Raw genomic sequence first — 26,208 nt, 5'->3', positions numbered from 1 at the left:
GCTGTTCTCCTTTCTGCTACTTTTGACAAAATCCCATTGTGTATGCTGGCATATCAAGCATTTTCTTTAACTCTTCATCTAGTTTTGTTATGGTGAGGGATGCGCCCATCATATCCATAGAAGTCAGGAAGTTTCCAACGTAGGACTTGTAAATATGGATTTCCTTCTTGTCTAAGATCTTTGCTACTTCATTATACAGAACATAAAGTTCATTAAGCGGCGTTGCTCCCATGCCGTTAATTAGAACGCATACTTCATCACCGGATTGTACAGGATAATCTGGAAGTACAATATCTGTTAAGCGTTTTGCAATCCCTGCTGCATCTTCAAGCGGACATACCTCCATTCCAGGCTCTCCGTGAGGACCGACGCCAACCTCCATAGTACCTTCTTTAATCTGAAAATTCGGATGACCGACTGCGGGAAGTGTGCAGGGGGTAAGACCTACGCCGGCACTTCGCGAACAGTCTACAGCCTTTTGTGCGACCCGTATTACCTCGTCAAGATCAGCGCCGGTAGAAGCCATTGCTCCGCCACATTTATACATAATAAATTCGCCAGCGATTCCGCGACGTTTTTCACGTTCTGATAAAGGGGCGCTTGCAACGTCATCATTACAGCAGACAGTTTTTACGGTTAAACCTGCTTTTTTTGCCATTTTTACGGCCATTTTTACATTCATGTTATCGCCGGAATAGTTGCCATACAGACAGGCCACACCCTTTCCGCCGTCAACAGCCGTAAAGGTATCTAAAAATGCTTTTGCTGTAGGAGAGGAGCAGATTTCACCGACAGCTACGCCGTCGCACATACCTTCGCCGCAAAATCCGATAAAGGCAGGCTTATGGCCGGATCCTCCGCCAGTGACAACAGCAACTCTTCCCTGGGTAGAGACCTTTGATTTAATAGCTCTGGGATTTTCAGTTGTCTCTACGATATCAGAATGTGCGCGCATAAAGCCTTCCAGCATTTCGTCTACAATATTATCCGGGTTATTTAAAATTCTCTGCATATGGTTTATCTCCTTTGCTTGTTGATTGATTTACATGTTCTTGTACGTTTCTGATGAGGCAGTTAAACGTAAAAGCGTCCCATGCGCTGCGTCCGATACCAAGACCATCGACATTTGGCTGATCGATCAGCCGACACGCATTGGACGGGCTGACACTGCCGCCATAAATAACAGGAATGCTGCTGCCAGTATCGGAACCAAATAATTCGCACAGACAGGATCGTATGGTATTGTGTTTTTTTCCTACGTAATCAGGCGGGATGCAGGAGCTGTCTTTGCCGATCGCCCATGCAGGTTCGTATAAAATACGAAGCAGCGGTACCTGCTCTGCTCTGATTCCGTACAGACTGCGTTTTAGCTGAATGCGCAGAACCTCGTCAGAGATCATATATTGTTTTTCAGAAGCAGTTTCGCTGATGCCAAGGAATACAGTCAGGTTTTCGGAAAGGGCAAAGAGGACTTTCTGGTTGATCATGGAATCTGTTTCACCTGCTTTTCTTCTCCGCTCGGAATGTCCGATCATGACACAGTCCAGATTCAGTTCTTTTAGCATGGGAGCTGATATTTCTCCCGTAAAAGAAAAATCTGTTTCCTGACATACGTTTTGTGCACCAAGAAGGATATTGCTCTTTAAACAGATCTGCCTTGCCGGATAAAGTGCTGTAAATGGAAGCATGACAGCCAGCTCAATATCTTTTTGGGGCAGATCAGACAGGAGTGTTTGCAGATCCTTCAGGTAACTCAGGCTTTCTGTCAGCCCCTTAGACATTTTTGTATTTGTACAAAAATATAATTTATTCTGCATGGTTCAATCTTTTTGCATTCATCTCCTTTATTTTCGCGTTTCTGCTGATTCTCTCCTGTATCATGTTGATAAGCATAATAACCAGAAGCATCATGCCCCAGATCAGCTTTTTTGAATAAGGAGAAAATTGCCACAGTGTAAAAGCTGTCTGCATTAATTGCATACAGAAGGTTGCGATAAAGACGCCGTATAATCTTCCTTTTCCGCCGGAGGGGCTGATACCTCCAAGAACAGCAATCATAATAACCTGAAGCTGATAGCTGTCTCCATAGCCGCACCGGGCAGAATTAGAGCGTGCCATGATCATCAGAGAAGCAATGCCTGCCATAAGACCGGAAATGGTATAGATTTTCATAATAACCCGCTCATTATCAATTCCTGCAAATCGTGATGCAGTATGGTTTTCACCGATATAGTGTATTTCGTATCCGAGTTTGGTGCGGTCGAGCGCAAGGATCAAAACAACAAAGATGATCACTGCTGTGATAAAAACAATTGGGACGCCTCCGATTGAGCTGGTTCCGAATTTGAGAAACAACGAAGGATAGTTTCCAATACTGTTGCCGCCTGTGATACCCATCGCAAGCCCTGAGAACAGCGTCATAGTAGAGAGCGTTGTAACGATAGGGGAGACTGAAAATTTTGAAATAATGAAGCCGTTGATGAAACCGCAGAGATATCCTACAATAATAGCTACTAAAACAGCGATTACAATAGTTGCGACAGTACCTGCTTTTTCAATATCGAAAAACCTGCCGGTCAAAACCATTGCTGCCAGGAGGCTGGACAGATTGGCTGTTGCTACGATGGAGAGATCAATACCGCCCTGCAACATGCAAAGAGCCATGCCAAAGGCCAGAACAGCTACTTCAGACAGCTGGAATGCCATACTTGAAAGCGTTTGTCCATTAAACATACTTGTACCAAAACAGCAAACCATAATTACACAAATCGCTAAAAAGAATGTAAATAAGATTGCCATGGAAATGTCTCGACTGAGATATTCTTTTAATTTTTTCACTTTTTTCCCTCCCCACATTATTCCGTATAGATAAAGTTTTTACGGTTTCTGATCCGGTTCTGGTAGGAGGTGGATATAATACTAAATAAAAGTACAATGCCCATAAAAAAATCCTGCCATGATGCGGACAGACCGAGATAAATCAGGGTTTGTTTAAACAAATAATATAAAATAACACCCAGAAGCGTACCAAAAATCCGTCCGTATCCGCCGCTTGGCTTTGCACCCCCGATAACAACGCAGGCAATGACAGACATTTCGGTGCCGACCAGAGAGACCGGATTTACGGAGTTGGTACTGGCAATATAAATAATCCCCATGATGCCGCCGAGAAATCCGGCATATCCGTAAATAAAGAAGCGAAGAAGCGGTACATTAAATCCGGCTCTCTTTGCGGCTTCATTGTTACATCCCATTGCAAAAATACCTTTTCCGATCAGCGTCTTATGTAAGATAAAATAGGTCAGCAATACGCAAAGGACGACTGGAATAATAAATACAGACAGTCCGATAGGCGCTCCGTGCTCGTTAAGTGTTGTAAATATTTTGGCAGAACTGAGCGCGCGGAACTGCTCGGGAAGATCACTTGCACCGACATTTTTTGTTCCGATGAGGATGGTCATAATTCCGAAAAATACGCTTGCAGTTGCCAGTGTAATAATAAATGGCTCTAATTTTAGGACATTGATTAAAGCTGCATTGATAAGGCCGAGCAGGATGCCGATCGCTATGGAGATTAAGAATGTGACAAAAAGGCTTTCAATCTGCAGGCTCATGCATAACCTTAATGAAGTGTAGCCGCCAAAAATTGCAATCGCAGGAAAAGAGACGTCAATTCCTCCGGAAATCATGACAACCAGAACGCCCATTGCCAGAATGGTTGTTCCGGCAGAGGAACGTACCATATTAAAAAGTGTAGTTAAGCTTAAAAACGCAGGGTTTCTTACTGCAACAATGGTACAGTAAACGAGAATAATTATGATCAGAAAGCGCTGCGTTTTATCAATCTTTTTTAGTGCCTTCATTTTACCTGTCCTCCTGAACTTTCTTTTTTCCGGATTCCACCAAGGTATTGATCTGTTCCCGGATATCAGGAGCAGCCATTTCCTCTTCTGAGTACTCTTTTACAATCTCACCATTAAACATAACGATGACACGGTTACAGTTGCTTACGATTTCTTCTACTTCGTCTGAAATAATAATGACGCCGATCCCCTGCTTGGCAAAGGACTGGATGTATTCATAAATTTCAGATTTGGACCCAATATCAATTCCTACAGTAGGCGTATCCAGGATAAATATTTTTGGATGTGATGCGGCCCAGCGTGCAATCAGAGCTTTTTGCTGGTTTCCACCGGATAATGTATTGATCAGTGTGTCTTCATTGTATACTTTGATCCGGAACTGCCCGATCGCTTCTTTGGCAAGTGTCCGGGACTTATTTTGGTTGATTGTTCCAATAAAACCGGTCAGACGCTTTAAAATAGCTGCGCCGACATTTTCATTTACACTTTTTGAAAGAAATAATCCCTGAATAGCTCTTTCTTCAGGAACAAGACCAATACCATGATCAATGGCATCCTGCGGGCAGGTAATAGATACCTTTTTTCCTTCTATATAAATTTCTCCGCTGTCAGGTTTGTTTAATCCAAAAAGAGAAAGTGCAAGCTCTGTACGGCCGGCGCCGAGCAGGCCGGTTAAGCCGAGGATATCGCCTTTTCGTACATCCAGACTGATATTTTGGAAGTTTCCTTCCTTGCATAAATGCTTTATTTCCAGTAAATTTTCATTTTCTTTGCAATTGCGTTCATATTGCTGATAGGTGACTTCCCTTCCGGTCATATAGTAGGCAAGTTTATGAGGATCCATCTCACTGGCTGCGTAATCTCCTATTTTATGACCATCACGAATGACTGTGATGCTGTCTGCGATACGCATGACTTCGTCCAGTTTGTGACTGATAAATACGACAGCAATATTTCTTGCCTTCAGGCTCAGTACGATGTCCAGTAAGCGGTCTACTTCATTTTTGGTTAATGCAGTTGTTGGTTCATCCATAAATAATAGCTTTGCATCAAGTGCCAGCGCTCTGCAGATGGCGATCAGCTGCCGGTTAGCAATGGACAATTCCTGGATTTTTGCATCGAGAGGAATATCAACACCGATCAGATTTAAGGTGTCTGTTGCTATTTTCTGAATGTCTTTTTTATTTGTAAGAGGTTTTCCATCTTTTATCAGCTTGTTCATAGCAATATTATCTGCTACAGACATTTCGTCAAAGAGAGACAGATCCTGGAAAATGACCTGTATTCCCTCGTCAATTGCATCTTTTGTAGAATGCTTTGTACAATCCTTTCCATTGATCAAAATGGTACCAGAGGTGCAGCTTTCAACGCCGGCAATAATTTTTACAAAGGTAGATTTGCCGCATCCATTTTCACCGGCCAGACATTTGATCTCCCCTTCTTTAATGGTAATGCTCACATCATCAAGCGCCTGAACACCCACATAGCTTTTACAGATATGCTCTGCTACAACAATATTTTTTGTTTCTGCCATAGAACTATTGTCTCCTAACAATTTTTTAAAAGAAATGCGGGCGTTTTACCGCCCGCACGTATACATAAACGTACGATTTCTTTTTTAGAACGGATAATCATCCACGTTTTCCGGTGTAAATACAAGCGGAGCGTTACCACAGATGAGATTGCCGTCTAAAGTGATCTTGTCATATCCTTCCTTTGTAAAAGAGGAATCTTCTGTGATTTCTTCACCTTTTAAGATGTTGTATGCAATTTCACAGGCAGTATAGCCCGCATCTGCCGGTCTCCAGCAAAGACCTCTGTACTGTGTGCCATTTTTGATATAAGCGCCGCCCTGAGATGGGGTAGCAAGGCCTACAAGTGCAATATCTGTACGTCCCTGTTCTTCTAGTGCCAATGCCATACCATTTGAAGATGCAGCACAGTCAACCAGTCCCTTCAGATCCGGATAAGCAGCGATTGCCTGTACAGCAAGGTCGTAAGCAGTCTGTTCATTATTGTCATCTTCGCCAGGAATACCATCCGGGTTTACAAGCTCCATTTCCGGATAATTTTCTTCCAGATATGCGACCATGGAGTTAAACCACTGCATATGAGTTGTCATACCAAGTCCGCCGACTGCTGCGTAGTACTGTCCTTTTCCTCCCATTGCCTCAGCAAGGTACTGTCCATACAGCGTTCCAAAATAGTCATTGTCAAAGGCTTCCAGATCATAGTCTACGTAATCAAGAATATCGGATGCCTCGTGTGTAACAACAACAATTCCTTTGTCTCTTGCTTTTTGCAGCGTCTCAGCAACTGCCTGAGCGTCTACCGGTACACAGCAGATCGCATCAACGCCCTGAGCGATCAGGTCTTCAAGCATGGCGTTCTGCTTTGCGGCATCAGAACCTTCCGGATTGATTTCATACGCATATACATCATCATGATCTGCGTTGAACTCATCTACACCGGTACGCATGTCATCAAACCATGCGATACCTTCTGTTTTGGCGCAAAGAGCGATCGTAAATTCTGCATCTTTCTTCTCTGCTGCTGCCGCAGGAACTGCGAGTGAGGCTGTCATTAAAGCTGCCATTAGTAATGCGATACGTTTTTTCATTAAAAAACCCTCCTGTAATAAATAGTTTTTATATAAACACCTGCTGCTACAGGCAGGCTGTTTATTCAATATTGCGGTGGCGTGCCGCCATCTTTTCAAAGGTCAGTCCGGGTGTTTCTTCTACAAGCGTCATGACGATAATATCAAATATCATCAGCAGACATTGTTCAAAAAGATTTCCCATTGGCTGGAAGGAAGGAACTACTTTGTCTGTTCCGCGATAAACGCAGGCAGGGATAAAAAGTACCTGATCCGCCACTTCTTTGGCTGTATAGCCGCTTGGAGAACCGGTTACTACATAAATAAAGGCACCGGCCTCTTTTGCTTTTTGGCAAACATAATTGATATGTCCGATCTGTCCGTCTCCCAGTGTTGCGATCAAGAGATCCCCCGGACCAATATGGGGGGTAGTATCATCCCAGATCCAATGAACCTCCTTTCCCATGTGCATCAGACGCATGGCAAATGCCCTGGTCATCATACCTTCCCGTCCGACTCCGATACAGAAGATCCGGTTATATTTTTTGATGATTTTTACAAGATCATCTATCTGGGAAGGATCAAATGTTTCAAATACCTGACGGTATTCCTGAAGCATAGCTGCATACTTATCGTGATAATTCATAAGACACCTCATTTCATATCTTATAAATGGATTAAAATACATAATCTTCGATATTTTTTACGGTATATTCCAATGGCGCATTTCCATATGCGATACCGTTTTTTAACTGAATGGATTCGTATCCTGTTGTTTTCAGGTCTGTGCCATTTTCTACTGACTGGCCAGAGACCAGTAAATATGCTGCATAGCAGGTCGCATATCCGGCGTCCGCCGGGCGCCATGCAAGGATGCTTGTCATAGTGCCGTTTTTTAAATACTCTTTTGACTCAGATGGGATGGCCAAAGAGACGACCTTTACTTTTTTTTCGAGGTTCTGTTCTGCTAATGCGCGGCAGACACCGCTTCCATAAGCAGAGCATTCGATGATACCGTCAATATCCGGATACTTTTGGATCAGATTCTGAGTAACGGTATAAGCACCTGCTTCAGAGTTTCCATCTTCAAGCGGAAGATCCGTCAGACAGTGCATATCAGGATAATTTTCTTCAATATAGGAAACCGCAGAAGAATACCATTCCATATGAGTATCCATTGTCCGGGCTCCGACGATCCCGACGTAGCTGCCTGCTTCGCCTATGGATTTGGCAATGTTTTTTCCAAACAATTCCCCAAAATCCTCATTGACAAAGGCTTCAATGTCGAGATCTACGTAATTGGAAATACTGGGAGCTTCGTGTGTAACGACAACAATACCGGCTTTTCTTGCATGCTCGATCGTATTTAAAAGAGCTTCGGGATCATTTGGGACGATACAGATTGCATCGATCCCCTGTTCAATTAAGTTTTCCATAATGGAAATTTGTCCGGCAGCGTCATTCGTTTCCGGATATTGTATAGAAACATTCAGCCCGATATCTTTTTTCAACTGTTCAATTCCTGTCTCCATGTCTTCAAACCAGGGGTCATTCTGCTTTGCGATCATCACGACCTGATAATCAGCCGGGTCAGCGGTTGCCTTAGCATTACCGGAAATACAGATCCATCCGCTACAAAGAAGGAGACTTTTTTTGAAAAATGATTTTGCAAAATAAAAAAAATTATGCGTCATATTAAGGAACTCCTTCCTGTATTGATCTCTAAATGGTTCTGTTTTTTGTCATAGTCAGTATAATTCATGAAAAAATAGTTGAACATAAAAAAAACCGACTAAAAGTTTTAAAAAACCGAGTTCTTAAATAAAAGTGGATTTTTTTGAAAAAATCTATGCTATACTTCAATTTCAAAATGAGCATGACAGCAATGAGCATGATAGCAATAAGAAGTGGAGTTGCCAGATATATGAAAAAAAAACTACGGTCCATTGTACAAAACAGTTCTCTGCGTTCTAAGATTATTTGCATTGTTCTGATTGCGATGATATTAATGACAGGAGTTTCTGCTGTTTGCCTGAAAATGACAGTGAATGCCGGAAATGCGATGTTTTCTAAAGCGCTTGCCGGTTCTCTTAGCTATACGGCAGGAGATATAGCGACCAAACTTTCCAATATAGAATCTATGACAAATATGATCGTTACAAACAGTGAGATACGCAAAAACCTGATCATTCTTCTGGATGAAGAGTATGAAATCAAAAAAAAGAACGCGAAAAGTAATCTGGAGCGTTTACTGACCGACTATCATCAGACGTATAAGAGCAATAATATTGCTTATATCAGCTTATACTCAAACGATGTCAGTATAACAAGCTATGCTCCGGGAGCAGCGTCTACACCGGAGCACATCCATACAGGCGTTATTACAGAAACAAAAATGAATGCAGGGTATCCGATCTGGAATACGGATCATTGCAATACACACGGGCTATTTCTTGGAAGAGAAGCAAGACAGGTGAATCATTTGTCGTTTCGAACGCTGGGAACGCTTGTAGTATGTCTTGATCTTGAAAAAATGATCGCGACCAGTACGGAGTCTGCATTTTTGTCCGATAATATACAGTATGTGCTGATTGATGAGGAGGATCATGTATTTTACCGGTCAGACGATTTTACACAAAAACAGGCAGCAGAAATATCCAGAAAGGTAACATCGGGATATCAGGTGCTGAATGTCAATGAATCTTCGTATTTCGCTGTCAGAGGAAATATTTCGCCGAATGCATGGCAGTATATTTGTTTAGTCCCTTATGAGGAGATGGAAAAAACGATTTACGCTACACAAATTTTGGTAGCTGTATTACTTATCGTCACACTCTGTCTGGTGCTTTTTCTCAGTCATAAGATGACCAGGCTCGTTGTTTCAGATATTACGATACTGGTAAATGAAATGGGGGATTTTTTTAAGGGTGATGCAATGTCATTCCAGGCGGATGCATTATACCAGAACAGAAAGGACGAAATAGGTATTTTGCACAGGCAGTTCAAAAACATGGTACTTCAGATCCAGCATATGATCCGGCAAAACTATATTAGCGAAATCCTGGCAAAGGAGGCACAGCTAAAAGCGCTGGAGAATCAGATCAATCCGCACTTTTTATATAATACACTGGAATCGGTGAACTGGAGAGCAAAGGCGATAGGCGAATCAGAAATCTCGGCTATGGTGGAGTCGTTGGGGAGCCTTTTGCGTGAAACGATCCGTGTAAAAGAAAAGGTGGTCTCTCTGAAACATGAGCTGGAGATTGTCTCAGCTTACATTACAATACAAAAAATCCGATATGGGGACAGACTGGAGTACACGGAGAATGTATCAGAAAATTTAATGGATCTGCAGCTTCCGCACCTGACGATTCAGCCGCTTGTGGAAAACGCTATTTATTATGCATTAGAAGAGGTCATAGGACCTTGCTGTATTGAGGTATCAGCAAAAAGAAGCGGAGCGCTGTTCATTGTGACGGTTCGAAATAATGGCTCTCAGTTTGAAGAGCATGCTTTGGAAAAGATCGCATCTGGACAGACCAGTACACATGGTTTTGGGGTGGGGATTTTAAATATTGAAAAACGGATCCAGATGATCTATGGGACAGAATATGGACTGGAGCTTTGCAATGAGGATGAAGATACAGCAGTTGTAAATATTTATCTTCCAGGAGGGACAGATGATGAAATTATTGATTGTTGATGATGAACGAATTATAAGAGAAACGATAGCGTCTCTGGTAGACTGGGAGTCACTTGGTATTACATTGATCGGAACTGCGGAAAATGGGATTGAGGCATACAATATCATTTTGGATGAATATCCGGAAATTGTGCTTACAGACATAAAAATGCCGGGATTGGGAGGACTGGATCTCATACAGCGGATCCATGAGATCAATCCCGATACGCAGTTCGTTATTTTATCCGGGTATGGAGAATTTGAGTTTGCACGCTGTGCTATGAAATATGGGGTAAAACATTATCTGTTGAAACCATGTAATGAGGAGCAGATCATAGAAAGTCTCCGTCATGCGAAGGAAGACTATTTAAACACAGTCTCTAAAAAAAGAGCCTTAATAGAAAGTAATGGGAATATTTCTCAGATGGTAATGAAAAATATCCTGGCCTTTTATTTGCAGACACAGGATTCTGATATGGAGGAGATGGTTCATCCGTACAGCTCTCAGTTTGAAATTAATCAGGTCCCCTATCATCAGTATTATATTTATTATGTGGAAAAAGAAAATTATAAAACAATCTGTTCAGAACTGCAAAGGTTTGGAAAGCAGTATTTTCCGGAAGTGGTTTTGTACATTTTTTATGTGAAGGGTACTGTCAGCTTTTTCTTTCATGCAAATGGCCATACGGAAGAAGACAGTATAAAAAAATTTTTTGCCGCTCTTTTGAAGAAAAAGTTTTCAGTTGTACCAGAGTTTAAAGAGGAAAATTTGAAAACCTGCATACGTTAATGCTTCATTTTGTAAAGCATATCCGCAATTATGAAGTAATCTATCAGGTCAGTGGAGAGTCTGTTTTTCCTATTTACAACTACTATAATGTTGTAGCAGAAATGTATCGCCTCGTAGATATTGCTTTTTCGCAGGACATGGATCATGCGAATGATTCATTAAAAAATCTGTTTTCTCTTTTACAGGATATTTCAGATATCAACCTGCTGCGGCAGCAGGTATTTGCACTGATTATTTATACCGTTTCCAAGCAGGCGTCTCCCAATATGTCAGATGCGATGGAGTATCTTCTGTATATGAATCAGCTGACCGATGAAAAGGCCATTCTCGATTCTATGCAGACAAAGCTTACGGAGTTTTTTGAAGAATATCATATTTCTTTTACGCATATGAGTCTGAGTCAGAAAGTGATTGCCTGTGTAGAAGAGAATCTCGAAAAGTCAGAACTTTCCCTGAAGTGGATTGCAGAAAATTATTTATTTATGAATGTGGATTATCTAAGTAAAAGATTTGCCAAAGAAACTGGTATGAAATTTTCTAAATATCTGACTAACTTGCGTATTCAGAAAGCAAAGCACTACATGGAAACAGGAATCTACAGTGTGCTGGAGATAGCAGAACGGGTAGGATGTGGACAAAATCCACAGTATTTCAGCCAGATATTTAAGAAAAATACGGGACAGTCTCCCAGCCAATATCTCCATTGTGTCCAGGAGGCGGCATCCTCAGTAAAGTAAACGTGGTTGTGTTATGGTGCTGATCTATACTGCAAAATACTGTGAAGAATGTGGATATGTACAGGAGAAACTGCTTGAGGGTGTGGATATGTATGAGCCGTGTCCGCACAGACCATAGATGAAAAAGATCCTAAAGCTACAAAAGAAAAAGGGCGCTGCAGACTATATCCGGTTGGAAAATATATCGGAATAAGCATCTTGCAGCGCTTTTTTTAAGAGATATTTTGTATGTGCGAAAGACTCTCTTTATTTTTTAGGCGGTGTCTTGCGCAGCCGGTTTGGGTCTTTTTTGTAGACATGCTCAAGCTTTGCAGAATAACCGTTTGTCATCAGCGGGCAGCAGTCATTCACCTGTGTCAGGAGCTGCTGGGCATTTTCATTACTTTTTGCACTGACAATGATAGTTGCAGAATTCTGAAAACGCAGCACGACACTTTTTGACTCCTTGAGCCGTTCTTCCGGCGGCTTTTTGGAAGAGGAGCCGGCAGGAGCCTGCAGATATCCCCAGACGAGACTTCGCATTGGCTGAATAAGCACAGTATTTCCGAGGCAATAGGCAATATATTTTTTATCAAAGCGAAGATCTCCGTTGGAACACAGTGGTGATTTTTCGAGATTTCCAATGTAGGAAAATACTTCGTCCGGTTTCCCGAATTCGCTGATCGTTTTTTTTAGATCAGAAAACTCTTTATTTTGTATGAATGCGCGGATCGTGCGGATCGCCATACTTCCTGTCAGGAAAAAGAGGATCAGGAATACGACACAGCCTGCGATCGGAGGTACCGGGATCATATCCAAAAGCTGGATAGAATCTTTGGAAGTATAAAAAGAATAAGCTCCGGCAGCCGAGATCAGCGCGAATAAAAGATACAAAACAATAAATTTGATGTTGGCTTTTCTAATGGTGTCTTTGATTGTCTTCTGGTAATCCATATAAACCTCCGGTATAGATCATAGGGAATCATTGCTTGGCAGGGGAATCAGCTCATGATTCCTCAGAACTATCGGGTTCAGATGAGGATTTTTCCGGCAGGGTATCATCTACGCTCCACCTGTCTGGATCGTCCTCCTCGTCTTTGGGCATGTATTTTTTAAAGATTTTACTGAAAAAGAACGAATTAGCATAAGCGACTGCTGCAAATCCGCACAAGATCCAGATCATGATCCCATACATTAAAGTATAGCCATTCCAGAAGGTCAGGACAACGGCTCCGATCGTGATCACCATCATGACAATGGTTCTCGGAAAATCAACGACCGACATAATAAAAGCATTTTTTACGGTCGTTTTGATTTTGTTCTCAAATCTTGAGAGAACCGGGAAGGTATAAAGCACGATCATAAAAAGTACCAGCGCTGTGGCAGATATAATGATCAGCATGATCTGTGAGAAGGTGGAATCTGACTGGAGCAGGATATTGATATCCAGACCGATCAGACAGCCTGCAGCGAGGACGACCAGCCAGATAAGCGCAGCCTGCTTGAAATTCTGTTTAAAAGAATGCCAGAAGCTGCGGACAATGTAGCTGTCTTCATTGACCGACATTTTCAGTGTCACATAGTAAAGGGCGGTCACAGCAGGTCCGATCGTAATGATGGGGATGCAGCACGCAATAAAGACAAGATTCAGGATCATCAGATCAGCCAGGCGCGACAGCCCCCGGAAAATCGGATTGTCCATGTTAAAAAGGTTACGCATTCAGTTCACTCTCTTTCTAAATATAATAGGTGTTTTAAAATAGCATTTGTACGACACCTTTCTAAAAGTATAGTATTTTTTTGTATAAAAAGCAATGAATTTTCTGATCTTTTAGCGACTACTTTTCTTACAAAAGCAACAATATAAAAAACTAAATGACAGGTAATCTTAAGTGAAGGAGAGCGCACAAAATAAAGCTTCGGATAAGTTGGTTACTAAGGTTTCAGCTTTTTCTTTAACTTTCGCAGGAGAGTGATAAAAGGTGAAAGCATGTTCCACACTTTCTAACAAGGGGATATCATTATAGGAATCACCAATACCGCAACATGTCATTAATCCAAAGTGGTTTTTTAAAAAAGAGATGGCATTTCCTTTACTACATCCTTTTGGGGAAATATCAATATGGTTTACATTTTGGAAAGCTGTTACGGTGGAGCTATATATTGTATTGATAATGGCTGTAATCTTTTCTGCCTCCAATTCGTTGGAGGCAGTAAGTGACATACTACACAGAGGGATTTTTGAAAGTTCTGTTATATCTTGGATCCCGATGACTGGAAAGACTTCTTTTGAAAGAACATAGGCTTGCTTATCTGCCATGAATAAAAAGGCTGCTTCTTCACGAAACTGTTTCCATATTTTTACTACTGTATCAAATGTCAGATTTTTTTCGTAAAGTTTCTTTCTGTTTTTATCTAAAATAAGTGCCCCGCTGGATAAAATCCAAAAGTCAAAGTCTGGTAGTTTGCTAGAAGTGACTTGTACTCCATCTAATGAACGGCCAGTACAAACACCAAATAAGTGACCTTTCTTTTGAAACTGTCGGATAGCGCTTAAATCTCGGTTAAAAAAAGGATGAGTCGATCTTTCAAAGTAGAAAGTTCCATCAAAATCGCTGGCAAACAAAATGGGGTTTTTTAAATTAGACATATTTAAAACTTCCTTTCTACCAGTTTAGCAAAAGTATAGAATTTAAAGGTACAAATATACTTTATAGTGTAAGTGGTTTACTGATAATTTTTGGATGCAGCTCTTTTGTCGAGTCTTTTAATTTGTCAATAGATATATTTTGCTCGAAATAAAAATCTTTGGAATTAGCCAGGTTTCGAGCAGCGGCCAGATAATCTAATACTTCAATTTTATCCAGACCGTTTAATAGGTAATAACAAATAGTGGCAACCAGAATATCTCTACAATCAGAATAGTAATGCATGAAATTGTGAGGGTTAGTGTAGGATGGATTATGAGAAGTATGTAGGGTAAGGCTTTTTCCATCACAATATACCATGGTATAGGGATTTGCCATAATATAAAAATCTGAAAGTCCCATGTGAACTAACTGTCTACAAATGTCAGGCAAACTATCCAAGGACACATCCGGCATTGGCTTTTTCCAGGCCATCATTGCTGCTATATTCATGGGAAGAATAGTAGAGCAATAGTAGGATAAGGTGTTTTGTAATTTTATTGTAAACTGTTCGCCAGAGCCAATGAGAAACATAGGCTGATTAGGATAGGTAACATGCAGATATTCTGCAACAGACACAGGAATAGAATCATGGACAATAATGATGCTGGCTGTATCTAAAAGGTCAGAATGAGCCTGTATATCTATAGGTGTAATGAGTTCCATCTGTTTGGACTGGCTCAGATAAGAAAGGATGTTGTTCCGATCTTCATCAATAAACTCATTGTAGACCAGCGTGGAGGTGTTGGGAACTACAATAAAATCTGAAGGCAGAATCCCCAGTTTCGTACAGTCATTAATATAAGAGGAACCAAAATCATCATCCCCAACAACTAAAATAGCTCGCGTCTGCTGAGCAAAATGAAAAAGGTAATTTACTACATTTTTGGCTGATCCCCCATAGTTCAGTTGTACTTTAGAGGCAAGGTAAACATCGCCCTGGGCAGGTTTCGTACTGTCTTTTATGCTTCGAATATCTACATGGGCAGGTCCGATAACTACTGGATATTTTTTTTCATTTAGAATATATCCCCGTCCTAATAATATTTTCTTTTTATATAGTTCATTTAGATATACGGAAACCGCACTCCTGGAAATGTTCATTTTTTGAGCAATCTCGTTCTGAGAAATGGAGGGATTTTCGCGGATGATATCATATAATTCCTGTTCTCTTTGTGTCATAGTAGTTTCTCCTTTTTAGTATAGATGTTGATTATACAAATAAAAAAGTATTTGTTGACTAAAACCGTCTGCGAAGAAATCAGAAAATTATCAGATAAAAGAATAATGTCGTTTATTTCCTGATCATATTATGAGAAACATTAAAGTAAAAAATATGGAGCATAGACATTATTCATTATCAAAGCGTTAACTCGGAAAAGGTTAACAAAATATATAGATGATGTCAATACAAGAGGAAATACTTAATTAACCGAGCTATTTATTGTACAATGATATCTTTCATAAAATTATTCTAAAAATATATCTTGAATTATAACAATATGTGAGAAAAATGTCAATATATACCAAAAATGAATGAAATCCATTTAAATTTTCAAATGTGAAAAAAAGGAAAAGAGGAGACGTATTTTCTGGAGAATAAAATAAAACTAGTAAAAATATACAAAAAATAAATGTGAATAATGTGAAAAGAGTCAATTTACATAAATGATATTATGATATAAAATACAAATACTAAAATAAATAAGCAAATGCTATAAAAGAGTGTGGGAGGTGAGAAAAGATAATATGGCGGAATATTTAGCTTGTGGAAATATTATGTCAGATTATGTGATCAATCCAGGTACAGAAGTGCGAAGTGAGCGTCATACAGGAGGGCCGGCCTTTTATGCACTGTCCGGGATTAAGCTGTGGGAAGATAATGTAAAATTAGTTACCCGCACCGGTGCTGACTGGACAGAGGATTATGAGAAATGGATGGATTTAAATCATATTTCTAAAGAGTCTGTAAAAGTAGATGCGTCTAATGTGAGCACTTATCAGTTAGCTTATGATGACAATGGAAAATACATTGCAGAAAAAAGTTTTTCCGTTTACGGAGATCAGGCTATGGGGTATTTAAAAACTCATCCTGAGGATATTGATGAAGCTGTTGGTCCAGATACGATTGGTATTTATAAAGCAGAAGGAGCAGATCGGGTAGTTTGGTCAAAGATAAAAGCTCTTAAGGAAAAATATGGATTCCGTATAATGTGGGAATTAGAATGCTTTAATTCTGGTCGAGATTTAAAAAGGATCATGGAAGTATTGCCATTAGTGGAAGCTTGGAGCCTGAACAATACTGAGGCAGAAATACTTTTTGGGATTGATAAAGATGATGATATTTCCATGATACGGAAACTGATGGAACTGCCGGTTCCCTTTACATTTTATCGTACAGGGAAGAACGGGGCATATGCAGTGACAAAAGAGGCCGCATATTTTTGCAAGTCTATTTTGCCGGTATCTTATGTAGATCAGACTGGTTGTGGCAATTCATCTACTGGAGCTGCTGCATATGCTCTCTTCTCCGGTCATACTCCAGAGGAAGTGGTAGTGATGGCTAATATTACTGCTGGTTTTAACTGTGGACAGTTTGGGCCTATACCACACATCACTAAAGAAATAAGAGAAAAAGCTAAGAAACTTTTACAGGTGTATTTACCTAAAGTCGTTCGCATTAGTTCGGATTATCTAATTTAATGAAATTTTTCCTGCTGTATAGCAGGCGGAATTTATAAAAAAATTTTCTAATGAAAAGGAGGAAAAGAAAATGAAGAAAGTGAAAAAAGTACTTGCTTTAGTACTGGCATTGGCTATGAGTTTTAGCTTAGTAGTCAGTGCAAACGATGGAGGATCTGAAAAGGCCTCGAAAGCAGAAAGCGGTGATCCTAAGAGTATGCTCTATTACAGCGCGTACATTGGTGATTTCGGCTTGGGTGACATGGGATGGCGTGCATCTCAGGCGGCTGCTGAAAAGTATGGCTATGATCTTACTCTGGTTGAGTATGGTCAGGACAGTTCTCAGGCTGTTAACTCTCTGGTTGATGCGTTGGATACCAAACATTACGATTACGTGCTGGCTATGGGGTGGTACATATCAGACATTATTGTAGAAAAATCTAAGAGCGGAGAATGGTCTGATATTACTTTTATTCTGTTTGATACTGCCCCATCTCTTGATTTAAGTGGAACAGATAATATTTATGGTGTTTCCTTTGGTCAGCATGAAGGATCTTTTCTCGTAGCTGTTTATTCTGCATTGATGAGTAAGACTGGTAAAATTGGTGCGGTTATCAATATGGACAGTCCTATCACCAACGATTTTGGTACTGGTTGGCTTTGCGGTTATAAGTATGCAGTGAAAGAACTGGGGCTGGATATTGATATGATGTATACCTATATGGGCGAACTTACAGTGCAAGGTGACTATGAATCTGTAAATGTAGTAATGGATAATGGCTGTGACTACGTATACAATGTCGGAGGTTCTGTGGCATTGGGTGCTATGCAGGCAGCTGAGGAAAAGGGCGGAACTAAAGAAGGCAGATTCATTATCGGTACAGACTATGATCAGTATACTTATTTTGCAAATGCAGGAGACACACCGGGCTATGAGACAATGATAACTTCTATGTTGAAAAATATTGAGCCTTGTGTAGCCATGATCTTTGAAAATATTAACGGTGAAGCTACAGGTATTGAGCCGGGCAATAAAGTTTATGGTGTAGCAGAAGGTGGTACTGGTCTGTGTGATAATGAAAATTATCAGAAGTATACTCCGAAGGAAGTACAGGATCAGATGAAGGAGATTTCTGACAAAATTGCAAGTGGTGAAATCGACGTTGTTTCCTACTTCGACTTCCCGGAATATGATGATTTTGCGAATTATCGAGATAATCCAGAGGCAGAGTTTACTGTAGAAAAATAAAAAATAAATCGTATAGGTAAGATAAAAAAGCAGGGCGGGCGGCATCTTCTGCCGCCCGTTTTGTTTAAGAGGAGGCACACATGGCAAAAGAGCTTCTCAGAATGGAAGGCATAACGAAAGTATATCCCAACGGGTTTATGGCAAACAAAGACGTTACGCTTTCTGTAAGCGAAGGAGAAATACATGCTCTCATGGGGGAAAACGGCGCAGGAAAGACTACGCTGATGAAGATTTTGTTCGGACATGAAGCCTGCCAGGAGGGCAAAATTTATATTAACGGAGAAGAGGTAAAAATTGAAAATCCGTTGGATGCCATTGATAAGGGGATCGGAATGGTACATCAGCATTTTATGCAGGTGCCAAACTTAAGCGTGGCGGAAAATGTAATGTTAGGAATTGAGCCTGGAAAGGGACAGTTATTTGATAAGAAAAAAGCAATTGAACTTACGAGAGCGGCTGCGGAAAAATATCAGTTGGATCTGGATCCAAATGCGCTTATTCGTGATCTGAGTGTAGGCAGTAAGCAGAAAGTAGAACTTTTAAAATCTTTAATTCGTGGTGTTAAAGTATTGATTTTGGACGAACCTACAGCAGTGCTTACGCCCCAAGAGACTAGAGAACTGTTTGCCCAGCTAAAGAATCTGAAGAAACAAGGGTATGGTATGATTTTTATTTCTCATAAGCTGGAAGAGGTTATGGAGCTGTGTGATCGTTGTACTGTACTTCGACATGGACGGGTCACCGGTCACGGGAATATTCAGGAGCTAAATCCGGCTATGTTATCCCGCATGATGGTGGAGAGAGAAGTAAATTTGGAGATTGATAAGGCTCCTGCTGTACCTAAAGAGACTATCCTCCACATTGAAAAATTAAACTATGTCAATGACTTTGGAAAACATATTATTCAGGATTTAAGCTTTGGCATTCGGGCAGGAGAAGTTGTAGGGATTGCAGGTGTGGAAGGTAATGGTCAGACTGAACTCTCAGAGATCATTACTGGTTTGCTCCACAGAACTAGCGGTGAAATTATTTTAAACGGGACAGAAACAAGCGGAAAGAAAATTAAAGAGATTAGAAATCTGGGATTAGCGCATATTTCTGAGGATCGTATGAAATATGGCATTGCACAGAATTTATCTATTCGTGATAATATTGCTTCTATTTATTTAGAAAATCCTAAATTTAAAAAGGGTCCTTTCTTAAATGTAAAGGAACTTAATGAATTTGTGGACAATTGTATTGAAGAATTTGAAATTGCCTGTACCGGTGGAACTGAAGCAGTCCGCTTTTTATCTGGTGGTAATATTCAAAAGGTGATTGTTGCCAGAGAGTTTAGCTGCGGTGCTAATTTTATTATTGCGAATCAGCCTACGCGTGGCATTGATGTAGGTACAGCGGATCTTATTCGTCGTTTGCTGGTGAAATATACCAGAGAAAAAGGTGTGGGTGTATTGCTCATCTCTTCAGATTTAAATGAAGTGACAGAGGTGTCTGACCGTTTATTGGTTATGAGAGAAGGTCGCATTAGCGCTCAATTTCACGATGTGAAAGCGGTCTCCACGGATGAACTTGGTGAATATATGCTGGGGGTTAAGCATATGACGCCTGAAGAAATGGGGGATTTATCATGAAAAAAGTAGAAAAAATTGATGCATTTTTTGAATTTCTTCGAGTGTTTTTGGGAATTGTTATTGCGTTTTTGGTTTGTATTATTATTATCCTACTCATTAGTGAGGAGGACCCGGGTAGTGCTATATACAATTTTGTAGTAGGGCCATTCATGACACCAAGGCGATTTGGTCAGGTATTGGCAAAATATGCATCCTATCTGTTGGCAAGTTTGGGAATGTGCTTTATTTATGCAGCTGGCCGTTTCAATATGGCTGGGGAGGGTACTATCAATTTGGCACCTATGCCAATACTGATTGTAATGTTTGGAACTACTTTCGGAACAAGTATAATGACTGGACTTCCGCAGATTGTAAACCTTATTCTCATTATCGCTTCTTGTGCAGTTACTGGTGCGCTTATTCTATTGGTTCCTGCATTTGGTCGAGAGAGATTAGGAGCAAATGAAATGGTAACATCCACCATTATGAACTATTTCTGTATGTATGCAGCTTTATGGATTTTAAAAGGAACTGTTGCAGATCGTTCCCTTGCTGCTTTGAGTACTGCTAACTATCCGGAAAATATGAGATTTACCCGTTATTGGAACGGCAGCAATTTTACCAGTGGCATTTATGTGGCTATTATCGGTCTTATTATTGCCCTTGTGATTTTCTATCGGACACCTTTAGGGGCTAAGATTCGGATGTGCGGTGATAATTTGCAGTTTGCTATTTACTCTGGCATTAATGCTAAAAAAATGATGTATATTGCTCAGATTATAGGTGGTCTCTTTGCCGGTGCAGCTGCGGCTGTGGAAATTTTCGGGTTATATGATGCGTATTATCTGCAATTGCTGACTAACGTGGGTATGGACGGTTTGCTGGCGGCAGTTATGGCAAAGAAAAAGCCTATATTTGTACCACTTACAGCTTTTATCATGGCATATATTCGTTGTGCGGCAGCGGTACTTAATGCGAACACGAATATCCCGGTAGAATTAGTTACTATGTTGCAGGCAGTTATTGTTTTGTTTGTAGCGGCAGAGGAGTTCCTGGGAAGAACCCGTCGAAAGGTAATTTACAAAATTGCCAGCACTCAGCAGATGGAGGAGAGTAAGGAGGTGTCTGCGTAATGGATATGATTACTTATATTACAAATTTTATTTACTCATTGATTCGCATTTCGACGCCTATTATTTTTATTGCTTTGGGAAGTGCTATCTCGCAACAGGGCGGTATTTTAAATATGGCAGCTGAAGCTATGATGCTTACAGCATCATTAGCAGGTGTTATGTTCAGTGCTATGTTCCAGAACGTATGGCTTGGTATTCTCTGTGGTATGGGCAGCGCTGTATTGTTAGCTCTTTTCCTGTGCTTTGCGTCATTTGTAATGAAGGTGGATATGTATCTCATGTCTATTTCACTGAATATGGCGCTTTTAGGAGGGACAGTTTTTGTAGTTTATTTAGCTACCGGGACAAAGAATACTACTGCTGGAGTGGTTCAGAGCCTGTCTTTAGGAAATATAAATATTCCTATTATTCAGGATATTCCTATTATCGGAGCCATTTTTTCTGGCCATAACTTATTTACTTATATCGCATTGGCAATGGTATTTGTAGTATGGTTTTTGCTGTTTAGGACGAAGCTCGGTCTTAGGATTCGGGCTTGTGGACAGAACCCGGCGGCAGCAGAATCCATTGGCATTAACCCTAGAAAAATATATACGTTAGCTTTTGTATTTGTAGCAGCTATAGGTAGTTTGGGAGGTATGTATCTGTCTATGGGATATCAGAACTTCTTTGTTAGAAATATTACTGCTAATCGAGGCTTTATTGGGTTGGCTGCGGCTACAATTGCAAATGGTATGCCTATCGGTTCTTTTGTTATGAGTTTAGTGTTTGGCCTTGCTTATGCAATTACCAATTATTTAAAGCCTTATATTGTAGATTCTTATTTCTTATCTGCTTTGCCATTTCTTCTCATTATTATTTTGTACTTTATTATGAGTGCTTATCGGGCTGGAGAAGAAGGTCGTCGTCTGAAAGCTGCCAAGAAGAAACTGGCGGAAGCGAGTACAGTGAGGCAGCAGGAGGTTTAGACTATGGAGTATGTCATTGGAGGAAATGTGATGCTGGATACTGTTCGCTTTGCGGATGGTACCAGCCACACCAGAGAAAGTATTGGTGGTCCGGCTACATTTGCTTATAGTGGTGTGAAGTTATGGACAGACAACGTTATTCAGTGCAGCAATGTAGGGGCAGATTATCATCAACTGTTCGATCCCTGGGTAGAGAAGAATGGCGTTGATGTAAGAGGATTTAAGCAGGTATGCGAATGGTGTAATCATAGCCATCTTGTGTATTATGAGGACGGTACTTATGGTTCTGATCAAAAATATGATCTGACTACCAGTGCAGGACAAGAGTACGCTATAGCTCTCCGCAATGAGAGAGTACAAGATATGGGGTATATGAAAACATCTCCGGCAGAACTGGCAGCATTTACAGGAGAAGGTGATGTGAAAGGCGTTTACATGGCTCAAAACGCAGATAAGGTATGGTGGGATCAACTTGGTGCACTGAAAAAAAGAGACGGATTTAAAATGATGTGGGAAATTGAAGCCACCAGTGCTTATAAAAATTGTCTTGATAAGGTGATTTATGCATGCCAGTATGTCGATATTTTCTCTATTAATATTCAAGAGGCCCAGAAGCTTTTTGATATGGAAGGTGTAGAAGAGTGTATCCGAGAACTGCAAAAGCTGCCAGTAGATATGACGCTGTTCCGTGTGGGAGAAAAAGGGCTCTACAGTGTGACGCCAACGAAGGCATATTACTTGCCGCCGGCACAAAGTGATAAGATTGTAGATCCTACTGGTTGTGGAAACACATCTACTGGATCAGCATTATATGCTTATGCAGAAGGGTATGATGCGTTAATGGTAGGTATTATGGCTAATTGTGCTTCTGCTCAAAACATCAGACAATTTGGCGTTATTCCAGATTTTGGAGCAGTGCGTGAAGAAGCTTTTGCTCAGGCGCGGACTCTCTATAAATATTATAGGAAAGAGTATGGAGAGTGATTGTATGGCAATAGAATATTTGGCTTGTGGAAATATCATGTCCGACCAGATTATGGATGTAGACGGTAATTTATCAGAATCTAACATGGGGGGACCTGCGTTTTATGCATTAGCTGGTATGCGTCTGTGGACACCTAATTGTAAATTAGTATGCAAGGCTGGAGCAGATTATGCAGATAGCTATGGGAAATGGATGGATAATAATGGGGTCTCCAGAGATTCTGTACAGGTAGCTATGGAAAACTGTTCTGCGTTTATCTTGAAATATAACAAGGATGGTTCATTTGAGTATACTTCTAAATATTCTGCGGAACATCTGGGATATTTAAAGACTCATCCTGAGGATATTGATAAGGCTGCTGAAGGAGAGACGATAAAGGGAATGTATATGGCCCATAATATGGATCCGGTTATTTGGCAGAAACTAGGAGAAGTAAAGCGAAAGCATGGTTTTAAAATCATGTGGGAGATTGAGTATGCTAAGAAACTCAGAGATATGATGGGATGGAGCAGAGAAACTGTGCGCAAAAAAGTAAGTAAAGTATTAGAAGTGGCAGATATGTGGTCTTTAAATTATAACGAAGCTTCAGATATTTTTGACATTCCAAGAGATAATGATGATGCAATAATCAAGGAATTGCAAAAATTACCTACAGAATTTTGTTTTTATCGGGTAGGAGAGCGAGGCGCTTATGCGGTGACACCTACGGATGCTTACTTTTGTGAAGTGCTAATGCCTTTTGGTCCTTCCGTAGATCCGACTGGTTGTGGGAATAATTCCACTGGAACAGCTATGTATTCTTATGTGGCAGGAGATCATCCTGCTATGGTAGCAGTAAAAGCATGCATTTCTGCTGGATTTAATGCATCGCAAAGAGGTCCCTATCCTGTTTACACGGAAGAAAGCAGAGCGTTTGCTCAGAAACTGGCCAAAGAACAGTTTGAAAAGGTTATGAATGCTCACCGAGCGTAAAGGAGGTTAATAAGAATGGCGAATACAGTATTTGATAATTTAAATGGTAAAAAGTTAATATTTGGTCTGGTACACTTATTGCCTATGCCAGGTACACCTCTTTATCAGGAGGGAAATATTGAAAAAATGACAGCAAAAGCTATTGCAGACTGTAAAGCTTTAAAAAACGCAGGAGCAGATGGCGGTCTTATCCAGTCAGTAGATGTATACTATCCGCTGACTGATGATACAGATTATGCGAGAGTAGCAACAATTTCTATGATTGCAGGACGAGTCCGTGAAGAAGTGGGAGATGATTTTAAGATCGGTATACAGCTTATGATTAATTGTATTACACCAAGTCTTGCAGCATGTAAGGCAACGAATGCAGATTTTACCCGTTGTACAGCGTTGGCAGTATCTGCAGACAATCCCATGGGCCATGTGGAAGCCGATCCTTTAAAAGTAGCAGAGTATCGAAATAAAATTCACGCTCAAAATGTGGGAATGATCAGTGAAATTTCAGGCTATCATGTAACCGGTGAGTACAATAAGAAAAAGATTCAATCTGCAGCATCTACATCTATGCGTCTTGGTGCAAATGCTATCGAAATTATGCATAAGGATTTCGAAATGAATGAGCGTCTTATTAAGGATGTAAAAGAAATGGGAGATATCCCTGTTATTTTGGGCGGAGGTACTACAGTAGAGAATTGTAAAGAACGCCTTCGGTATGCTGACGGAGCTTTAGTTGGAACTGCTTTTGAAGGTGGAAAGTGGGGCGGTCCGATTATTGAATCTATTGTAGCAGATTATGTGAAGAACGTACGGGAATTGGAGAGAGAGATGGGAGTATAGCCTATGAAACGAAAGAGATGGTTGTTTGGCTTTCGGTCAGGGACACCGTGGAAAAAAATAGTGGCTGTCATCTACTACTTTTTGGGTGTGGTGGTATTATTCTTTGGTTTATTTACACCGCCTTTTATTGAGGCTGGAGTCCATGATACTAATATATACCGTATTACAGTAGTAATCTTATTCTTTTGGATTGAAAGCCCGGCAATTTTTTTATCTGATACACCTATTAGAGAAAAACTTCCCTTCTTTCGTAAGCGTAAGGCTAGTCAATCTCTTGTTGGTTTTATGTGTATGAGCATATTGTTTGTATATATGTTTGCCACTATTGACAGCTACCATACCGATGAGTACAGAAATCGTTTAAACAAGTACATGGGTACTTCTACTTTGGAAGTAGTGGAGGTAGAAGGAGGAGAAGAATGACGCTGTACTTTTCAATGCCAGCAGCGACTGTTCTGACTCTACTGGCAGCAGCTATGTGGGGCAGCTGGATGCAGGTTATCAAGCTAAGAAAAGGGTATCCTGTAGAAGGGATTGCTTTTTGGCTTTATGTATTTTCATTTATCTTAGTTTGGGTAGTGACGCTTTTTTTATCACCGTTTCTGTTACCGGAGGGTATTTTTGCAGCTTCTAAAGGAAAAGGTAGGTTGATTGCTGAGATTCTTCTGGGGGGAGGAATGATGAGCTGTGGACTCATGTTTGGGCTCACAGTAATGAATCAGATGGGACTTCTTCTGGCTACTACTTTAAGTGGAACGATTACTAGTATTTTAGGAATAGTTACTTCTGTTTATAAAGAAGGGCTTCCTGATAGTCCGCGGGCTATTCCGTTGATTATTGTGACAACTCTGATGTTTTTGCTGGCTAGTTTTATTTGTGCCCTGTCATCTAAGATGTGTGCAGTGGACCAGGCGGAGGCAGCCGGACAGAACCTTACAGAGGTGAAGAAGCCAAAGTCTCCGGTAACTGCGAAACTTCTGTTATACATATTACTAAATGCAGTATTGGCAAACGGTTGGTCTGTAGGAACAGCCACTGGAACAGCAGCTGGATTTCCACCTATTTTGACCTGTGCGTATTTGGCAACGGGTTCGCTTTTAGGTATTTTACTGTTGTGTACGGTATTATTTACCTATAAAAAGATGTGGAAAACTGTACTTTGTATAGGAAACAGCAAACGCCCGCTTTTTTTAAGTGCTATTTCTGCGCTGTGTCATTATGGAGGAAATATCATTTCCATTTATGCCATGCCCACCTTGAGCGCAACATTGTCGTTTCTTTTTGGACGGACGTCTAGTGTATGGACTTATTTCTGGGGCTTTTATTACAAGGAATATGAAGGTGCAAAGAAGAAGACTATGAGAGTATTGGCAGTTGGGCTTATTCTATACTTTTGTGCTCTAGGGTTATTGTTTCTATATAACTATGGTTAATT

General features: G+C 40.6%; 25 protein-coding genes. 13 read left to right on the top strand and 12 right to left on the bottom strand.

Features of this window, described 5'->3' with window-relative positions; all coding sequences use genetic code 11:
• Positions 1-16: 16 nt before the first annotated feature.
• The 8 genes from QOX44_RS02685 to QOX44_RS02650 form a co-directional block, all read right to left on the bottom strand.
• Complete coding sequence (locus QOX44_RS02685; RefSeq protein WP_283681135.1) at positions 17-1,012, bottom strand: dihydroxyacetone kinase subunit DhaK; 996 nt, start codon at positions 1,010-1,012, stop codon at positions 17-19.
• Positions 993-1,817, bottom strand: a complete 825-nt coding sequence (locus QOX44_RS02680) for a triose-phosphate isomerase family protein (protein WP_283681134.1) — start codon at positions 1,815-1,817, stop codon at positions 993-995. Before QOX44_RS02680 ends, QOX44_RS02685 begins: the two co-directional genes overlap by 20 nt.
• Positions 1,807-2,838, bottom strand: a complete 1,032-nt coding sequence (locus QOX44_RS02675) for an ABC transporter permease (protein ID WP_283681133.1) — start codon at positions 2,836-2,838, stop codon at positions 1,807-1,809. Before QOX44_RS02675 ends, QOX44_RS02680 begins: the two co-directional genes overlap by 11 nt.
• A 17-nt stretch (positions 2,839-2,855) precedes the next feature.
• Positions 2,856-3,863: an ABC transporter permease gene (locus QOX44_RS02670; protein WP_283681132.1), complete on the bottom strand. Its 1,008-nt coding sequence runs from the start codon at positions 3,861-3,863 to the stop codon at positions 2,856-2,858.
• A gap of 1 nt (position 3,864) precedes the next feature.
• On the bottom strand, positions 3,865-5,397 hold the full coding sequence (locus QOX44_RS02665) for a sugar ABC transporter ATP-binding protein (RefSeq protein ID WP_283681131.1): 1,533 nt from the start codon (positions 5,395-5,397) through the stop codon (positions 3,865-3,867).
• 84 nt (positions 5,398-5,481) lie between these two features.
• A complete protein-coding gene (locus tag QOX44_RS02660) occupies positions 5,482-6,483 on the bottom strand; it encodes an autoinducer 2 ABC transporter substrate-binding protein (protein ID WP_283681130.1) in 1,002 nt (333 codons plus the stop codon).
• Between the two features lie 61 nt (positions 6,484-6,544).
• Positions 6,545-7,108: an SIS domain-containing protein gene (locus QOX44_RS02655; RefSeq protein ID WP_283681129.1), complete on the bottom strand. Its 564-nt coding sequence runs from the start codon at positions 7,106-7,108 to the stop codon at positions 6,545-6,547.
• A 31-nt stretch (positions 7,109-7,139) separates the two neighbouring features.
• Positions 7,140-8,156, bottom strand: coding sequence for a substrate-binding domain-containing protein (locus tag QOX44_RS02650; protein ID WP_283681128.1), 1,017 nt, complete (start codon positions 8,154-8,156; stop codon positions 7,140-7,142).
• A 230-nt stretch (positions 8,157-8,386) separates the two neighbouring features.
• On the opposite strand from QOX44_RS02650, the gene QOX44_RS02645 reads away from it, so the two are divergent.
• The 3 genes from QOX44_RS02645 to QOX44_RS02635 are packed head-to-tail and all read left to right on the top strand — an operon-like array spanning position 8,387 to position 11,671.
• Entirely contained in the window at positions 8,387-10,165 is a 1,779-nt protein-coding gene (locus tag QOX44_RS02645; protein ID WP_283681126.1) for a sensor histidine kinase, read from the top strand.
• The gene (locus QOX44_RS02640; RefSeq protein WP_283681125.1) at positions 10,143-10,934 is read left to right on the top strand and encodes a response regulator; all 792 of its coding nucleotides are present in this window, start codon (positions 10,143-10,145) and stop codon (positions 10,932-10,934) included. Before QOX44_RS02645 ends, QOX44_RS02640 begins: the two co-directional genes overlap by 23 nt.
• Positions 10,934-11,671 carry a helix-turn-helix transcriptional regulator gene (locus tag QOX44_RS02635; RefSeq protein ID WP_283681124.1) on the top strand — a complete coding sequence of 246 codons (738 nt, stop codon included), beginning with the start codon at positions 10,934-10,936 and terminating at the stop codon, positions 11,669-11,671. Before QOX44_RS02640 ends, QOX44_RS02635 begins: the two co-directional genes overlap by 1 nt.
• Positions 11,672-11,917: 246 nt before the next feature.
• Here the strand turns inward: QOX44_RS02635 and QOX44_RS02630 are convergent, their stop codons facing one another.
• From QOX44_RS02630 to QOX44_RS02615, 4 genes are all read right to left on the bottom strand, one after another.
• Entirely contained in the window at positions 11,918-12,604 is a 687-nt protein-coding gene (locus tag QOX44_RS02630) for a DUF6709 family protein (protein WP_283681123.1), read from the bottom strand.
• Positions 12,605-12,656: 52 nt separating this feature from the next.
• Positions 12,657-13,370 (bottom strand): YesL family protein, encoded by a 714-nt coding sequence (locus QOX44_RS02625; protein ID WP_283681122.1) that lies wholly within the window; start codon positions 13,368-13,370, stop codon positions 12,657-12,659.
• A 168-nt stretch (positions 13,371-13,538) separates the two neighbouring features.
• Positions 13,539-14,300 (bottom strand): HAD family hydrolase, encoded by a 762-nt coding sequence (locus tag QOX44_RS02620; RefSeq protein ID WP_283681121.1) that lies wholly within the window; start codon positions 14,298-14,300, stop codon positions 13,539-13,541.
• 61 nt (positions 14,301-14,361) lie between these two features.
• Positions 14,362-15,519, bottom strand: a complete 1,158-nt coding sequence (locus QOX44_RS02615) for a PfkB family carbohydrate kinase (RefSeq protein WP_283681120.1) — start codon at positions 15,517-15,519, stop codon at positions 14,362-14,364.
• A 567-nt stretch (positions 15,520-16,086) separates the two neighbouring features.
• On the opposite strand from QOX44_RS02615, the gene QOX44_RS02610 reads away from it, so the two are divergent.
• The 10 genes from QOX44_RS02610 to QOX44_RS02565 all read left to right on the top strand — a co-directional run bounded on the left by QOX44_RS02610 (position 16,087) and on the right by QOX44_RS02565 (position 26,206).
• Positions 16,087-17,040, top strand: coding sequence for a carbohydrate kinase family protein (locus QOX44_RS02610; RefSeq protein WP_283681119.1), 954 nt, complete (start codon positions 16,087-16,089; stop codon positions 17,038-17,040).
• Positions 17,041-17,110: 70 nt separating this feature from the next.
• A complete protein-coding gene (locus QOX44_RS02605; RefSeq protein ID WP_283681118.1) occupies positions 17,111-18,268 on the top strand; it encodes a BMP family lipoprotein in 1,158 nt (385 codons plus the stop codon).
• Positions 18,269-18,348: 80 nt separating this feature from the next.
• Entirely contained in the window at positions 18,349-19,899 is a 1,551-nt protein-coding gene (locus tag QOX44_RS02600; RefSeq protein ID WP_283681117.1) for an ABC transporter ATP-binding protein, read from the top strand.
• Positions 19,896-21,011 carry an ABC transporter permease gene (locus QOX44_RS02595; RefSeq protein ID WP_283681116.1) on the top strand — a complete coding sequence of 372 codons (1,116 nt, stop codon included), beginning with the start codon at positions 19,896-19,898 and terminating at the stop codon, positions 21,009-21,011. The genes QOX44_RS02600 and QOX44_RS02595 overlap by 4 nt, the downstream gene beginning before the upstream one ends.
• A complete protein-coding gene (locus QOX44_RS02590) occupies positions 21,011-21,979 on the top strand; it encodes an ABC transporter permease (RefSeq protein WP_283681115.1) in 969 nt (322 codons plus the stop codon). Before QOX44_RS02595 ends, QOX44_RS02590 begins: the two co-directional genes overlap by 1 nt.
• 3 nt (positions 21,980-21,982) lie before the next feature.
• Positions 21,983-22,963: a carbohydrate kinase family protein gene (locus QOX44_RS02585; protein WP_283681114.1), complete on the top strand. Its 981-nt coding sequence runs from the start codon at positions 21,983-21,985 to the stop codon at positions 22,961-22,963.
• Positions 22,964-22,967: 4 nt separating this feature from the next.
• Positions 22,968-23,936 carry a carbohydrate kinase family protein gene (locus QOX44_RS02580; protein WP_283681113.1) on the top strand — a complete coding sequence of 323 codons (969 nt, stop codon included), beginning with the start codon at positions 22,968-22,970 and terminating at the stop codon, positions 23,934-23,936.
• Between the two features lie 15 nt (positions 23,937-23,951).
• On the top strand, positions 23,952-24,773 hold the full coding sequence (locus QOX44_RS02575) for a BtpA/SgcQ family protein (RefSeq protein ID WP_283681112.1): 822 nt from the start codon (positions 23,952-23,954) through the stop codon (positions 24,771-24,773).
• A 3-nt stretch (positions 24,774-24,776) separates the two neighbouring features.
• On the top strand, positions 24,777-25,196 hold the full coding sequence (locus QOX44_RS02570; protein WP_283681111.1) for a hypothetical protein: 420 nt from the start codon (positions 24,777-24,779) through the stop codon (positions 25,194-25,196).
• Positions 25,193-26,206 (top strand): hypothetical protein, encoded by a 1,014-nt coding sequence (locus tag QOX44_RS02565; protein WP_283681110.1) that lies wholly within the window; start codon positions 25,193-25,195, stop codon positions 26,204-26,206. Before QOX44_RS02570 ends, QOX44_RS02565 begins: the two co-directional genes overlap by 4 nt.
• Positions 26,207-26,208 lie beyond the last annotated feature (2 nt).

Source organism: Parablautia sp. Marseille-Q6255, from assembly GCF_951230155.1.
Classification (GTDB): domain Bacteria; phylum Bacillota; class Clostridia; order Lachnospirales; family Lachnospiraceae; genus Choladousia.
Note: the sequence above shows the minus strand (reverse complement) of the source record. Positions and strands in the feature narration are given on the sequence as shown.